This is a genomic window from Saprospiraceae bacterium, assembly GCA_016713025.1.
Taxonomy (GTDB): domain Bacteria; phylum Bacteroidota; class Bacteroidia; order Chitinophagales; family Saprospiraceae; genus OLB9.
In genome coordinates this window covers 3,842,374-3,856,949 of the sequence record JADJPZ010000004.1, presented here as the reverse complement: position 1 = coordinate 3,856,949, position 14,576 = coordinate 3,842,374, and the positions used below count along the sequence as shown (strand labels likewise).

At 38.3% G+C, this 14,576-nt stretch carries 18 protein-coding genes and 1 pseudogene; 8 read left to right on the top strand and 11 right to left on the bottom strand.

The genetic code is table 11. The features are described 5' to 3' along the window. Positions 1-267: 267 nt before the first annotated feature. Positions 268-1,584 (top strand): UDP-N-acetylglucosamine 1-carboxyvinyltransferase, encoded by a 1,317-nt coding sequence (gene murA / locus IPK35_22765; protein ID MBK8056010.1) that lies wholly within the window; start codon positions 268-270, stop codon positions 1,582-1,584. A gap of 133 nt (positions 1,585-1,717) precedes the next feature. On the opposite strand, the gene IPK35_22760 is transcribed toward murA, so the two are convergent. Then, positions 1,718-2,422, bottom strand: a complete 705-nt coding sequence (locus IPK35_22760) for a DUF4197 domain-containing protein (protein MBK8056009.1) — start codon at positions 2,420-2,422, stop codon at positions 1,718-1,720. 17 nt (positions 2,423-2,439) lie between these two features. Then, positions 2,440-3,408 (bottom strand): AAA family ATPase, encoded by a 969-nt coding sequence (locus tag IPK35_22755; GenBank protein ID MBK8056008.1) that lies wholly within the window; start codon positions 3,406-3,408, stop codon positions 2,440-2,442. A 266-nt stretch (positions 3,409-3,674) separates the two neighbouring features. Between IPK35_22755 and IPK35_22750 the strand changes: the two genes are divergently transcribed. The 7 genes from IPK35_22750 to sucD all read left to right on the top strand — a co-directional run bounded on the left by IPK35_22750 (position 3,675) and on the right by sucD (position 8,918). Then, positions 3,675-4,535, top strand: coding sequence for an SPFH domain-containing protein (locus tag IPK35_22750; protein MBK8056007.1), 861 nt, complete (start codon positions 3,675-3,677; stop codon positions 4,533-4,535). Between the two features lie 18 nt (positions 4,536-4,553). Continuing rightward, positions 4,554-4,745, top strand: a complete 192-nt coding sequence (locus IPK35_22745; protein ID MBK8056006.1) for a hypothetical protein — start codon at positions 4,554-4,556, stop codon at positions 4,743-4,745. A 66-nt stretch (positions 4,746-4,811) separates the two neighbouring features. Then, on the top strand, positions 4,812-5,156 hold the full coding sequence (locus IPK35_22740; GenBank protein MBK8056005.1) for a cytochrome c: 345 nt from the start codon (positions 4,812-4,814) through the stop codon (positions 5,154-5,156). Positions 5,157-5,228: 72 nt separating this feature from the next. Beyond that, positions 5,229-6,344 carry a glutamine-hydrolyzing carbamoyl-phosphate synthase small subunit gene (gene carA, locus IPK35_22735; GenBank protein MBK8056004.1) on the top strand — a complete coding sequence of 372 codons (1,116 nt, stop codon included), beginning with the start codon at positions 5,229-5,231 and terminating at the stop codon, positions 6,342-6,344. Position 6,345: 1 nt separating this feature from the next. Beyond that, entirely contained in the window at positions 6,346-7,629 is a 1,284-nt protein-coding gene (gene eno / locus IPK35_22730) for a phosphopyruvate hydratase (protein MBK8056003.1), read from the top strand. Positions 7,630-7,716: 87 nt separating this feature from the next. Then, positions 7,717-8,046, top strand: coding sequence for a septum formation initiator family protein (locus IPK35_22725; GenBank protein ID MBK8056002.1), 330 nt, complete (start codon positions 7,717-7,719; stop codon positions 8,044-8,046). Further along, complete coding sequence (gene sucD / locus IPK35_22720) at positions 8,043-8,918, top strand: succinate--CoA ligase subunit alpha (GenBank protein MBK8056001.1); 876 nt, start codon at positions 8,043-8,045, stop codon at positions 8,916-8,918. Before IPK35_22725 ends, sucD begins: the two co-directional genes overlap by 4 nt. Before the next feature lie 455 nt (positions 8,919-9,373). On the opposite strand, the gene IPK35_22715 is transcribed toward sucD, so the two are convergent. The 9 genes and pseudogenes from IPK35_22715 to IPK35_22675 form a co-directional block, all read right to left on the bottom strand. After that, the gene (locus IPK35_22715) at positions 9,374-9,535 is read right to left on the bottom strand and encodes a hypothetical protein (protein ID MBK8056000.1); all 162 of its coding nucleotides are present in this window, start codon (positions 9,533-9,535) and stop codon (positions 9,374-9,376) included. 7 nt (positions 9,536-9,542) lie between these two features. After that, on the bottom strand, positions 9,543-9,977 hold the full coding sequence (locus IPK35_22710) for a hypothetical protein (protein ID MBK8055999.1): 435 nt from the start codon (positions 9,975-9,977) through the stop codon (positions 9,543-9,545). Positions 9,978-10,254: 277 nt separating this feature from the next. Then, positions 10,255-10,554: a helix-turn-helix transcriptional regulator gene (locus IPK35_22705; protein ID MBK8055998.1), complete on the bottom strand. Its 300-nt coding sequence runs from the start codon at positions 10,552-10,554 to the stop codon at positions 10,255-10,257. Next, positions 10,544-10,880 (bottom strand): annotated as a pseudogene (locus IPK35_22700) (type II toxin-antitoxin system RelE/ParE family toxin). The gene IPK35_22705 and the pseudogene IPK35_22700 overlap by 11 nt, the downstream one beginning before the upstream one ends. 138 nt (positions 10,881-11,018) lie before the next feature. Further along, a complete protein-coding gene (locus tag IPK35_22695; GenBank protein ID MBK8055997.1) occupies positions 11,019-11,345 on the bottom strand; it encodes a helix-turn-helix transcriptional regulator in 327 nt (108 codons plus the stop codon). A 7-nt stretch (positions 11,346-11,352) separates the two neighbouring features. Then, the gene (locus IPK35_22690; GenBank protein MBK8055996.1) at positions 11,353-11,688 is read right to left on the bottom strand and encodes a type II toxin-antitoxin system RelE/ParE family toxin; all 336 of its coding nucleotides are present in this window, start codon (positions 11,686-11,688) and stop codon (positions 11,353-11,355) included. A 406-nt stretch (positions 11,689-12,094) separates the two neighbouring features. Continuing rightward, positions 12,095-12,418, bottom strand: a complete 324-nt coding sequence (locus IPK35_22685; protein ID MBK8055995.1) for a hypothetical protein — start codon at positions 12,416-12,418, stop codon at positions 12,095-12,097. A 154-nt stretch (positions 12,419-12,572) separates the two neighbouring features. After that, entirely contained in the window at positions 12,573-13,316 is a 744-nt protein-coding gene (locus tag IPK35_22680) for a transposase zinc-binding domain-containing protein (protein ID MBK8055994.1), read from the bottom strand. A gap of 17 nt (positions 13,317-13,333) precedes the next feature. Continuing rightward, a complete protein-coding gene (locus tag IPK35_22675) occupies positions 13,334-14,236 on the bottom strand; it encodes a tyrosine-type recombinase/integrase (GenBank protein ID MBK8055993.1) in 903 nt (300 codons plus the stop codon). Between the last annotated feature and the right edge of the window lie 340 nt (positions 14,237-14,576).

Here is a 14,576-nt window from a genome sequence, read left to right as displayed (position 1 = left end):
CTTATGTCCCAGTGAGCAGATTTTCAGTTAGCACCTTAGGTTCATTTGCCACAAATTTTACCCTAACATTGAATCCACTCCAAAAAGTCTTTAAAGAAGTGAAATTAATTAATTAGGGTCACAACTGTTGGGTTAACCCAACAGTTTCCAATAAATCGGAAAGTCCGTATAATTTGACAAAGTACAATTAATGTGTATTATTTCCATGCTTTTTATAATATTAGAATTATTCATAATACATTTGTGCAATTAATATTATAATCATACATGTCCAATCAAGCTTTCAGGGTACAAGGGAATGCTCATCTCTCTGGCACAATTGAACCGCAGGGTGCTAAAAATGAAGCACTCCAAATCATCAGTGCAGTACTCCTCACCAACAAAAAAGTGATCATAAAAAATATTCCTGATATCCTTGACATCAGGAAGCAGATAGAATTGCTTCAGGGTCTCGGGGTAAAAGTAGAAAGGAAAAGCCAAAACGAATATTCATTTCAGGCAGATGATATCGATACGGATCATCTATCATCGGTTGAATATCAGGAAAATGCTAAAAAAATACGCGGCTCTGTTATGTTATTGGGCCCGTTATTGGCAAGATTTAAAAAAGCATATCTTCCTAAACCGGGTGGCGACAAAATCGGACGAAGGAGGTTGGATACTCATTTTATCGGCTTTCAGAAATTAGGCGCATCTTTTAATTATGACGAGAAAGAAGACCAATACTATATAGGAGCGGAACGACTTAAAGGGACCTTTATCCTCATGGATGAGATTTCGGTCACTGGTACAGCAAATGTGCTGATGGCTGCAGTGTTGGCAGAAGGGATCACTCAGATTTATAACGCCGCATGTGAACCGTATTTACAACAATTAAGTAAAATGCTCAATAATATGGGCGCAAGAATTTCCGGAGTTGGTTCTAATCTATTGACCATTCATGGTGTCGAGAGCCTTGGAGGTACTGAACATACTATTCTTCCGGATATGATTGAGATTGGTAGTTTTATAGGACTGGCAGCTATGACCCAATCTTCATTGACCATTTCCAATGTATCTGTTCCCAATCTGGGCATCATTCCATCTACATTTGAAAAGCTGGGTATTCAGATCGACATCAAAGGAGATGATCTTTACATTCCTGCTCAGGATGTCTATGAGATTCAGAGTTTCATCGATGGATCCATTATGACGATTTACGATGCTCCATGGCCGGGATTTACTCCGGATTTACTGAGTATTGTACTGGTCGTTGCTATTCAGTCTCGGGGCAGCATCCTCATTCATCAAAAAATGTTTGAAAGCCGACTATTTTTTGTCGATAAACTCATAGATATGGGTGCTCAGAGTATTTTGTGTGACCCACACAGAGCTACTGTGATAGGATTGGAGAGAAAATCACAGCTTCGGGGCATTCGTATGAGTTCTCCGGATATCAGAGCAGGAGTGTCTCTTCTTATCGCAGCCTTGTCTGCCAGAAGCGAAAGCATCATTTCCAATATCAGTCAGATTGACAGAGGTTACCAGAATATTGACGGACGACTCAATGCCTTGGGTGCACAGATAGAAAGGATAGAGGAGTAGAAACTACTTGAACAATGAACACTCAAACGATGAACACTCGAACGATGAACAACCTCACTTGGGAAAGAACCGAAAATATGTGAATTAACACTTGATTGGTGTTTCGAATTGTTCAGATCATTCGTCGATCAGATTAGTCTTGTTTGGCAAATACCTTTTTTAACAAGTCAGTAGTTCGTTGGGAAATATCAGTTCTTATACCCAACTCCTTTTTCTCAACTAAAGAAAATAAGCCCACCAGAGCTTTGTTACTTACATGATCAGCCAGATCCGGATTCACTTTAGTTACAAATGGAAGGCTATTGTACTTACCTATAGCATCACTCCATAAGTCAAGAGCACCAAATTTATTAAGTGATGAGTTCATCACCGGTTTAAATTCATTGTATAGTGCCTGATATGTTTTATTGTGCAGGTAGGTAGTCGCGGCATTTTTTTCACCCATTAAGATCTTCATCACATCATCAAAAGTCATGCCCTTGATGGCATTAAGAAAGATAGGTCCGGCCTTGGTTGCTGCATCTTCAGCTGCCTTGTTGATTCTTTTTATGGCTTCTTCTTCAAGATTTGAAAATCCGGGTATAAATTTTAACTTATCAATGACTTTTGTTGCTTCTTCCGGAAGCAATATCTTATAAATAGAAGCATAGTATCCATCCTGAGCAGAAAGAGTCATGACACTTTGATCTACGCCTTTGTCGAGAGCTTGTTTCAATCCTGCTGCTATATCAGCATTGGAGAGCGGAACATTACTCACGGAGTCCAGTACTCTTTGCAGGTCCTTTGGATCGCACGAAAGCAAAAATAATGGGAGAAGAAATAAAACTAATCTATTCATTGTATTTTGATCAATTTCTAAAACAGGTTTTTGATAATTTGTTCTTCACTGATACCTTCAGCTTCTGCCTTATAATTCCTTACAATTCTGTGCCGTAATACATAGTTTGCGATAGCTTGTACATCTTCCTTATCCGGAGAATATTTGCCATTGATAGCTGCATGGCATTTAGCGCCCAGTACGAGATATTGCGACGCTCGGGGGCCGGCACCCCAAGAGATATAGTTGTTGACTTCAGCGGTAGCAAGACTGGTATTTGGTCTCGTTTTGGAAGCCAATGTTACAGCATACTCCAGGACATTGTCCGCAATGGGTATTTTTCTGACCAATGATTGAAAGCCCATGATCTGTTCACCGGTCAGAATGTTGCGCAAAGTATATTTTTCGTTTGATGTAGTGGATTTTACCACCTGAACCTCTTCATCATAACTTGGGTAATCCAAAGGTATATTGAACATAAATCTGTCCAATTGTGCCTCCGGTAACGGATAAGTACCTTCCTGCTCTATTGGGTTTTGAGTTGCCAATACAAAAAATGGTTTGGGAAGTACATGTCTTGCACCAGCTACAGTTACTGATTTTTCCTGCATGGCTTCAAGAAGCGCTGCCTGCGTTTTCGGCGGCGTTCTGTTGATCTCATCAGCGAGAAGGATATTGGTAAAAAGCGGACCTTTATTAAATTTAAAATGCCTGCTTTCGTCCAGAATTTCAGACCCTGTGATATCTGACGGCATCAGGTCAGGTGTGAATTGTATACGTTTAAATTCGAGATCCAGAACATCTGCAATAGTGCTGACCAAAAGTGTTTTTGCAAGTCCCGGAACACCTACAAGCAGACTATGACCATTGCTGAATAATGAAATAATAACGGCTCTGACCACATCATCCTGCCCTACGATTACTTTGCCTATCTCCTCCTTCAGTAATTTATAGGAAGACGCCATCGCATCTACCGCCTGAACATCTGATTGATACACATCACTCATTCCTCTGTATTTGTTTTTGTTAAATATTTACAGTTAACTGATTTTTCTTTTCTTATGATACTCTGATAAAGATTCTCTAAAGAAGTCATAAATACCAGGTAATATAAATAAAAGGTCAAAGTTACAATTTGTAACACAGAAACGCAGCTTAATGAAAGAATGTTTGACTAATTTAAAAAAATCTTAACTATCCGAAACTTTTTAAGCAGTCGGTTTGTTATTTGTTGTGATATTAAAATGATATTAAAGTAAATTAATTTTTTAAAATGAAAACAGAAAAATCCATTCAACCAACTTCGGGCTATTTAATGCTTCTTATCAGTTTTGTTCTCCTCGCTGCAGGCATTGCCAACATCTTTTTACATTGGCTTCCCATATGGGTATCTGTACCAATCTTTGTTATTTACTTACTTATAATTTCAGGATTTCTTGCCATTGAACCGAACAGTAGCAGAGTACTTACTTTATTTGGTGATTACGTAGGAACAGTCAAGCAATCCGGATTTTTCTGGGCGAATCCTTTTTTTATCAAGAAAAAAATATCTCAGAGAGCTCATAATCTTGAAACATCCCAACTCAAAGTCAACGACAAACAAGGCAATCCGATTATGATTGCTGCTGTAGTAGTGTGGAAGGTCGCAGATACTTACAAAGCCGCTTTTGATGTCGAACATTATGAAAAATTTGTGGAAATCCAGAGTGAGTCTGCATTGAGAAAAATGGCCATGGAATATTCATATGATAATTTTGAAGACGAAAGCGCACATCTAACCCTTAGGTCCAGTTCTGTTGAGATCAACGAAATGCTTGAACAGGAAATAGCAGACAGACTTAAGCTTGCGGGCGTTGATGTCATAGAGGCCAGAATCAGCCACCTTGCGTATGCTCAGGAAATTGCAAGTGCAATGTTGCAACGACAGCAAGCAACAGCAATCATTGCGGCAAGAAGCAAGATAGTAGAGGGCGCAGTTGGAATGGTAAAGATGGCTTTGGATGCGCTCAGTAAAAAAGAAATTGTACACTTAGATGAAGACAAAAAAGCCACTATGGTTAGTAATCTTCTCGTAGTACTTTGTTCCGACAGGGCTGTGTCACCGGTTGTAAATACGGGTACTTTGCATCAATAATTTGAATTGAGGAATACCATGAGTGACAAAAAAACATTCGTTCTGAGGCTACACCCGAAAACATATGAAGCGCTTGAAAAATGGGCAGCCGATGAGTTTCGCAGTGTCAATGGCCAACTGGAATGGATCATAGACAAGTCGCTCAAAGATGCCCGGAGAAAACCAGGAATTTCAAAAAATACTGACAAGGTGAAAGATGAAGAAAGTTGAAAATAAAAGGTTAAAAGTGTATTGGAATTTATAGTTTTGCAGGTAAAAATAAAAATAACTGTTATGATCAATAAATCTATCATTGTATCTTTTTTGGCATTGATTGTCTTAGCATGTGGCCCGAAAGAGAATAAAAACACAGTATCTACGACTGCACAACCTGAACCTGCAATAGATGGGGCCAAAATTTTCAAACAGAGTTGTGCTTTATGTCATGGTGCAGATGGCAAACTTGGGGCAAATGGATCAAAAGATCTTACGATGTCAGAAACAGACCTTGAAACGAGAATACTGCAGATCACAAAAGGCAAAGGGTTGATGACTCCATTTGAAAACATCCTTTCACTTTCAGAGATTAAGGCAGTTGCAGAATACACCATGACTCTAAACCCCGGTCTAAAGAATAATTAACTGCAATTTGTTTTTCAACAAAGCCATGATATATAATTTATGTCTTATATTTGTGGCAAAATTTTATTTTGAATGGATTTTTCAGGTAAAGGTAAAGCAGTAGTACTTTTTGAAGATGGAAGTTTTTATGAAGGAAGTGCTGCAGGAGTGACAGGAACTACGACCGGTGAAGTGTGTTTTAATACTGGAATGACGGGTTATCAGGAAATATTTACCGACCCTTCTTATTATGGTCAGGTATTGGTAACCACCAATGTTCATGTAGGCAATTATGGTATCAAAAATACAGATACAGAATCTGAAAGGATACAAATATCCGGATTGATCTGTCGTAATTTTACCAATGATTACAGTCGCCCCATGGCTGACCAGGAAATTCAAAAGTATTTTGAAGAGAATAATCTGGTATGTATTTATGATGTAGATACAAGGGCTATTGTCAGAAATATCAGGAACAAAGGTGCTATGAATTGTATCATTTCATCTGAAAACTTCGATAAAGATGCTTTGATGAAGCAATTAAAAAAAGTGCCATCAATGGAAGGCCTTGAACTCGCGAGTAAAGTATCCACCCATCAGATTTATGAAATGGGTGAACCCAACGCGCCATACAAGGTTGCCGTTTTGGATTTTGGTACCAAAAGAAACATCCTGCGCAGTCTCGCACAAAGAGGATGTCATCTTCATGTTTTTCCTGCTAAGACTCCGCTCAAAGAAATATTGGATTATAGCGCTGATGGTTATTTTTTATCCAATGGGCCGGGTGATCCCGCAACCATGGATTATGCCATTCACACTGTAAAAGGACTACTTGAAACCAGAAAGCCTATGTTTGGCATTTGTTTGGGTCATCAGATCCTTGCACTTGCCAATGATATTGCTACCTATAAAATGCATCATGGCCACAGAGGAGCCAACCATCCTGTGATCAATCTTGCGACAGGAAAATGTGAAATAACTAGCCAAAATCATGGATTTACTGTCAAAGAAGATGACGTCTTTCAAAAAAATGAGACCATAGAGATCACACACCGCAATCTCAATGATGAAACCATCGAAGGTATCAGAATGAAGAATCAACCGGCATATTCGGTTCAGTATCATCCTGAAGCAAATCCCGGCCCACATGATTCCAAATATTTATTTGATGAATTCGTAAATTTATTAAAACAAACTAAAAATAATTAAGATGAGTGTTATTGTAGATATCCGAGCCAGAGAAATTCTGGATTCAAGAGGAAATCCGACTGTGGAAGTAGAAGTGTTGACTGAAAATGGGGTGATGGGAAGGGCAGCTGTCCCATCAGGTGCTTCAACAGGTAAATATGAGGCAGTAGAACTGAGAGATAATGACAAAAGCAGATATCTGGGTAGAGGTGTTTTGAATGCCTGCAACAATATAGACGACAAACTAAGAGATGCATTGATTGGTGAAGATGTATTTGAGCAAAGATATATTGATGATATCATGATAGAATTGGACGGTACAGACAATAAATCATCTATCGGTGCCAATGCAATCCTTGGAGTCTCACTTGCTGTAGCCAAAGCTGCGGCAGAAGAATCAGGGCAATCACTTTTCAGATACGTAGGAGGAGTCAATGCGCATGTGATGCCTGTGCCCATGATGAATATCCTCAATGGTGGATCACATGCTGACAATAGTATTGATTTTCAGGAATTTATGATCATGCCTGTAGGTGCTGAACAGTTTTCAGAAGGCCTAAGAATGGGTGTAGAAGTCTTTCACCACTTAAAATCTGTCCTAAAATCAAAAGGATATTCCACTAATGTGGGAGATGAAGGTGGTTTTGCACCGAATATCAAATCCAACGAAGAAGCTATAGAAATAGTACTGAAATCAATAGAAGCAGCCGGATACAGACCTGGAATTGATATCATGATAGCTATGGATGCTGCGGCATCTGAGTTTTATGACGAAAAAGAAAAACTCTATCATTTCCATAAATCAGCAGGTAAAAAACTGAGCAGCGACGAGATGGTAGAATATTGGACCAATTGGGTCAACAAATACCCAATATTTTCTATTGAAGACGGCCTGCATGAAGATGACTGGGCATCCTGGTCAAAACTTACTAAAGCTCTGGGTTCAAGAGTTCAGCTGGTGGGAGATGATCTTTTTGTGACCAATACCAAAAGACTGCAACGCGGTATAGAAGAGGAAGCCGCCAACTCTATCCTCGTAAAAGTCAATCAGATCGGGTCACTTACTGAGACCATAGATGCAGTCAATCTGGCCACAAGAAATGGCTTTACTTCTGTGATGAGCCATAGATCAGGTGAGACTGAGGATACTACTATCGCTGATCTTGCAGTCGCATTGAACACAGGACAGATTAAGACAGGCTCGGCTTCAAGAAGTGACAGGATAGCTAAATATAACCAATTATTACGTATAGAAGAAGAATTAGGTGATTCTGCTTATTATCCGGGCAGATCATTGCTTTCATAAAGAAAAAATATATATTTACAGAGAGTTGTAGCATGCAGCTCCCTGGTTTTTTTAAGGTCTCATTTTTTTGGTTTAAATGTACAAGTTATGGCAAAAGATAAGAAAATTCGCGAAGAAGTAGCATCGGTATTGGGCGTCTCTCCCAAATGGATAAATAAGTTCACCATAGTGACTGTATTATTTATCGTGTGGTTGACTTTTTTTGACAAACACAATATTTTTGCTTATCAAAAACTGAAGGGAACAATATCTAATATGGAGCAGGAGAAAGAAAGGCTCAATGATGAGATTGCTCAGGCTCTAAAGGATAAAGAAGACCTCAAAAACAATCATGAAAAATTTGCAAGAGAAAAACACCTGATGCATTTGCCTGGTGAGGAGATAATATTAATAGAAAGTAAAAAAGATAAAAAATGAGTGTATTGGTCAATAAAGACTCCAGGATCATAGTACAGGGATTCACAGGTAAAGAAGGTACTTTTCATGCTGAACAAATGATCGATTACGGGACAAATGTAGTGGGTGGAGATACTCCCGGCAAAGGAGGTACAGAACATATGGGCAAACCTGTCTTCAACTCAGTAAAAGATGCAGTTGCAAAAGCCGGAGCTGATACATCCATCATCTTTGTTCCACCGGGGTTTGCAGCTGATGCGATCATGGAATCTGCTGAAGCCGGCATCAAAGTCATTATCTGTATTACAGAGGGCATTCCTGTACAGGATATGGTCATCGCAAAAGCCTATATTGAACAATATGATTGTACTCTGGTAGGACCCAATTGTCCCGGAGTCATTACGCCCGGAGAAGCCAAGGTCGGTATCATGCCCGGATTTGTATTTAAGAAAGGTCGTATCGGTGTGGTGTCCAAATCAGGTACGTTGACATATGAAGCTGCAGACCAGATAGTAAAAGCAGGTATGGGTATATCCACAGCAATAGGTATAGGTGGAGACCCCATCATTGGTACACCTACCAAAGATGCTGTCAAATTACTCATGGATGATCCTGAAACTGACGGTATCGTCATGATAGGAGAGATCGGCGGAAATTATGAAGCGGATGCCGCAAGATATATCAAAGCGACAGGAAATAAAAAACCTGTCGTAGGATTTATTGCGGGCCAAACCGCGCCAAAAGGCAGAACAATGGGCCATGCAGGTGCAATCGTAGGTGGTCATGATGATACCGCAGAAGCAAAAATGAAAATCATGGCAGAAAATGGTATCCACGTAGTCAACTCGCCTGCTGATATAGGGATCACCATGGCAAGGGTATTGAAAGGTTGATTTAGATGATTACATAATTGGGTGGTTATCAGAATTTTATGGTACTTAATATACAGTACAATATGATATAAATGTTTCGCAGAAGGGTGTATTTCATTTTTTCGCCACACATTAAATTAAAAATTATCAATTTTTTTTGCGATTCAGGCAAGGCAAGAAGCCTTAATATATTGCATCGTAGCTATAAGCTACGACGAACAAACGATGCTTTAGAGACATGATCCTGAAATGTTGCCTTTCGGGCCAATACTTACGAACTCGTATATAATCCAATATCATATTTTTTGTCAATCACAGCTTTGAAACTTTAAATTTCAATCCATTTTGAAGATCAAAGATAAGATTTTCACTCGGCTTTTCGATACAATATCAAATTAATTTCTCTATTCAAAGTTTGTTTATGGGGTATGGTATTTCTCCTTATTCATGAGCCAAAACTGTCGTCAAAGCCACTGTTATGGCTTCATGATTTTCTCCCTTTTAATTTGTTCAACCACTTTCAGCATGTCAGTATTTTTAATAGCATCTTGAAACCCATCAATTTTGACTTGAGGGAATTTTGTTTTTGATGTATTTGTCTTAAGTTTTACCTTATTTTTTACTTCTTTAACATTCATATTTTTATTACTTCTTAAGTATTAGAAATGATTTATAATTGGTATTCCTTTTGAAACGTGTCATTTTATCATCAAGTTCCCCAAGTATGTGGAATCTTTCTGAAAGTTCATCATAAAAGTGGTTTATTGCCATTTGATAAAGTCGTGTTCTTGAATTTGATGTCCCCTTGAAATAGATTGTATGAGAAGGGTATAACTCAAAAAATGATTCAATAATTTCTGAAACGGTAGCAAGTACGGTATTTCTATCTCCGTTATCACTAACCGAAAAGTAATCTACTTCCGCTGTTTCAAGATTTAGATCGCCAAGTCCCATATTGAAAAAACCATAGTGCAACTCAATAAAGGTTACTCTTTTATGGATTTCGCCTTTCTTCCCAACACTTATAAAGTCAAAGTGGAGTTCATTTGTCCTTTTAAATTCATACTTTGGTTGATCCATATTTTACTCCTTCAAAACCTTAAGTACGTTGGATTCAAAATATCAAAAGTGAAGATTTATTGGGATTATATCAAATCCTACGTACTAAAATCTCTGGTCTTCGACCGCAAAGATATGAATTTCAGACGGAATTTATGAGAGTTTTGTTCTTTTTGACCTTTACGAGAATCATATATTTCAGGTTGATGGTTTCTTCCTTTCATGAGCCATAACGGATAGGCTTTGCGTCGGATGAAGCGATAGCGAATCTGTCGTCAAAGCCGTTGTTATCTCGGGGTTATTCAATTATTATGTTTATTCGTTTGCCAAGTCCAAATTCAAAAAGTCTAAAAAGTGTCGATATTTGAATGTCAGTCTTTCCATTTTCAACTCTGGATATATAACTCTTTTTCGCTCCAATTTTATCAGCCAATTCTTCTTGTGTTAAATTTGCTTCAAGGCGTTCTTCTTTTAAAAGTTCACCTATTACAAATGACTTTGCTTTGGATTCAAATTCCGTTCTCTTCTCAGAGCCAATTTGTCCGTATTGCCTTGTTAAATGTTCTTCGAATGTTGTAATCTGTTTGCTATTTTTCATTAAAATATTGTTTTTTAATTGTAATTGCTTTGTTTATTTCTTTTGTTGGTGTCTTTTGTGTTTTCTTTGTAAATCCATTCATTATAACTACAATTTTATCTTCATCAAAACAAAAAAATATTCTGTATATATTTGATCCTTGTTTAACTCTTAAATAAAACAAATTCTTTTCTTGTGTTGAGCCTATATGTTTGCTAGGAACTTGTTTGACATATTGTAACAGGAAAAGACCAAAATCCATCTTCTCTTTTTACTTTCTGTTCCTGATTCTCGTAAAAATCAAAGAAGTAAGTTTTAAAGAAGATCAATTTTCGAATTTGTTCCATGATCCAAGGTTAACTAATTGTGGAACATTTTCAAATTTTTGTAATCTTTTTTAATCCGAGCTAACGTCTAGGCTATGTGATGGATGAAGCGATAGCGAATCTATCATCATAGCCGTTGTTCTACTCTCGCCTTTCATTTTAAACTAATTGTACAAATTCATTTTCAAGTTTTACCCGAAAGTTTATTTCAGCCTTCAATGCTTTGAAAACTTTGATTATAGTATCTATTGTTGCACTGTTTGCACTGCTTTCAAGTTTTGAAATTTGTGACTTTTGAACACCGATTAGTTCACCTAATTGTTCTTGCGTTAAGTTTCGGTCTTGACGTGCTTGTTTGATCATTTTGCCAATGATATCCATCCTAAGTTCATACTCATATTCGTCTCTATCTTTTGTACCCTGTTTGCCAATGTACATATCCTTCATTTCTGCTAGGGTATATGTCTTCATTTCTTTATTTGCCATTTTTAATCTATTTTTTTGATGCAAAATACTCACTTCTGATTTTTTCAGCCTTTTGAATTTTATTCTTTGGCACTTTACTTGTCTTTTTTATAAAGCCATGTGTTGCAATTACCAATGTATTTCTGTTTTTTGACTTATCCCAAAAGGCTAATAATCTATGTTGGTTTCCTGAATATTTACCTCTGAACTCCCAAATTTCACCCACAAGTTTTTTGAAAATCTTTGTATCGTTGGTTTGCTCAGCTAAATCTATATTATAAAAGACTTTACTTGCCGATTTCTTATCGAGACTGGCAATAAACTCCTTAGCCGCTTCCAAAAATATGGTTTCAAAATTCTTCAAACTAAATTTTCAGCAAAGATAAGCAAAGTTTCTATATTTGGCAACTATTTTTTTCTCTGGTGGAGTAGAACACAAAGGAAAGTTGATGAAAGCCTTACTACCAAAGGCGGAATTGGCAAATATTTCTAAAGGCTTCATCAACTTTACAAGTTTCATCCCGTAGGAATTCTTTCCAACGGGATAAACGAAGCCGGTTCTGGTAATAAGGGTAACGCTTTCAATTGAATTGGCTCTCAATGGTGTCTTTCGGCTTAATTTAATGTCAAATATAGGCAGGATATTTTATTTCAGGGTGATTTTAAAGAGATTTGACATCTTATCTTTAATTTGCTACTGTACCGAACTGGTTTTGCTGGTGGGCAATCATATTTTTCTTTATCGAATGTGGTATTCTGTTGTATTTTTTTCATCTCGGTATTGGTTTTTGTAATGAATTGAATTGTGGTGGTGGTCTGGGAGTCGGGCTATTGATATAGGTTAATATCCATGATTTATCAGGTTTTATTTTTTCTATGCAATGATGATCAGACCCACACTTTTCACATTTGTATGGATGTAGTTTCATCAGTTCTGTGATGATTTCAAATACTGTGCGAATGGTTTGACCATTGCGTTTTACGGCATCAGGGATGGTGGTTTTGAGTTTGGATGAATGATTGTGGATGCCATAAGATCGGGATTTCTGAAAGTATGGCGGGAGGACATGCTGTAGGATGCCGCAAAGCTGCACAAGTTATGGTCGATGGCTACAAGAGGATCCATGATTTTGTATACTTTGGGAGCTACTTGACCTACCTGCTGATTTTTATAATCATTGTGTAGGAGGATGACTTTTTCGGAATCTTTGATGTAGTCGAGTCGTTTGTTGGATACGGCGACACGGTTTACCCCGTTGGAAAATTTCCTACGGGGTTTATATATTTTGCGAGATAATCTTCGATGATTTTGGTATCCATCGTCGGGCGTGTGGAGTGAACAACCCAACGGATTTTTTCTACTTCTGATATGAGTGCTTCAAAATCATTGTGATAATTGATTTTACCTGATTTGTGAAGAGTTCTGAGTTCTTTGATAAAGATAGCTTTATAGCTTGCACAGATGCTTCTATACTTATCGAGTTTGTGTTTATCCTTGGGGTAAATCCATGCTCCGTCATCGCTCAGACCTCCAAAAGTCACAAGGGCATGGACATGGATATGGTACTTCATGTCAGACCCGAATGTATGAAGAATAGATGTCATGCCGGGTGTATAACCCGATTTGGACCCTATGTTTTTGATGGTCATCCATGCTACTTTCATGATCAGGGAATAGATGACGGATTCATTATTGCGTGCAAGATTATTAAGTTGATGTGGCAGGGTGAATATGGTGTGAACATAAGGTATTTTGAGCAATTTGTTCCGTAGTTTATCCACCCACTGTTCTCGCTTGATGCTTTGACAAATCATACAATGACTATGGCCACAACTGTGATAAATGTAATGTTTATGGCCACAGTCATTGCAGCGGATGATAGTACCGCCAAGTGCTGGTGTCTTGCAGACCCTGATGGCACGTATAAGTTTGATCTGCTCGTGTGATGGCTTGTATATCTCGATATATTGCTCCCCATAGTCTCGAAACAAGTCACCGATACTATTTCTTACCTGTACTTTATGGGCAGGTTGTCGATCGGATGTTTGATGTAGCGGTGGCGTTCCACACATAGGCCTATGTAGCGGATGGTGGTTCGCAGGTTTTTGTGCCCCATCTGTTCCTGTAAGAAGACCAAATCCGTGCCACCTTCGAGATGGTGTGTAGCATAACAGTTGCGAAGGGTATGTATTGACCCTTTTTTGGTGACTTTGGCCTTCTTTTTTGCCTGCTGCATGGCCAACTGAACAGAACGTGGATTGTAGGCTTGGGCTTTCACCTTGGCATTAAAGAGATAGACTTCCGGTTTTTCTCTCCTGTAATAATCCCTAAGCAAATCTATAAGTATCTGCGGAAGCATGATAAATCGGTCTTTATTGCCTTTAGCCCGTAGAATGACTATCCAACGGGCTGAACCTTGATTGATGCGTACCTGCATACGATGAGAGTCGATGTCATCGATCTTCACATGGGTGGTTTCACTAAGTCGTGCACCTGTGACATAAACAAAGGTCAGTAACACTTGCTGTTTGAAAGTAGCAGCCGCTTCGATAATTTTGACTACATCTTCTTTGGACAGTATCGATGGCAATTTCTTTTCCTTGCGGGCACGTGGCAGTTTTGTCAGACTCCACGAGAGCATGAGCACATTTTTAAACCATTTTTGGATCGCTGAGTAGTCGGAATTGACCGTCTGCCAGTCTTTGCCAGTATCAAATCGGTGCAATAGATATTTACGCACTACATCATCGCTCATCGGCACATTGAGATGATGTTTTTCCCACCAATTGATAAACTGTTTCACAATCTGGACATACGTTTTGATGGTGCGTTTGGAGAAATTTTTGAGTATCATAAACTCTTCAAATTCTACCACATGGTAATCACTTACATACTTTAATTCGGACATCATAACTTCGATTTTTGAGATAAATTAATACCACAAAAATAAAACTTATTCAGCTCATTATCAGTAATGTACCACTGATCCTTTGGGGCAATGTGAGGAGGGTTTGTTCAACGGTTTCGGGGTCGAGTAGGCAAGAGCATCACAGCCAAAGCCTCTCACAGAACCGTACGTGAAACTCTCGCTTCATACGGCTCTTGTTATACAAATCTATTCAGATTTTTGAAAATTGCCAATGATAAAATAGATTGGGGTACGAGACTTTTATCTCTCTTAACCAATCAAATGCTCTTTGATAACTTTCTTTCATCCGCTTATACTTATTCTTAACCCATTTCGCTATACG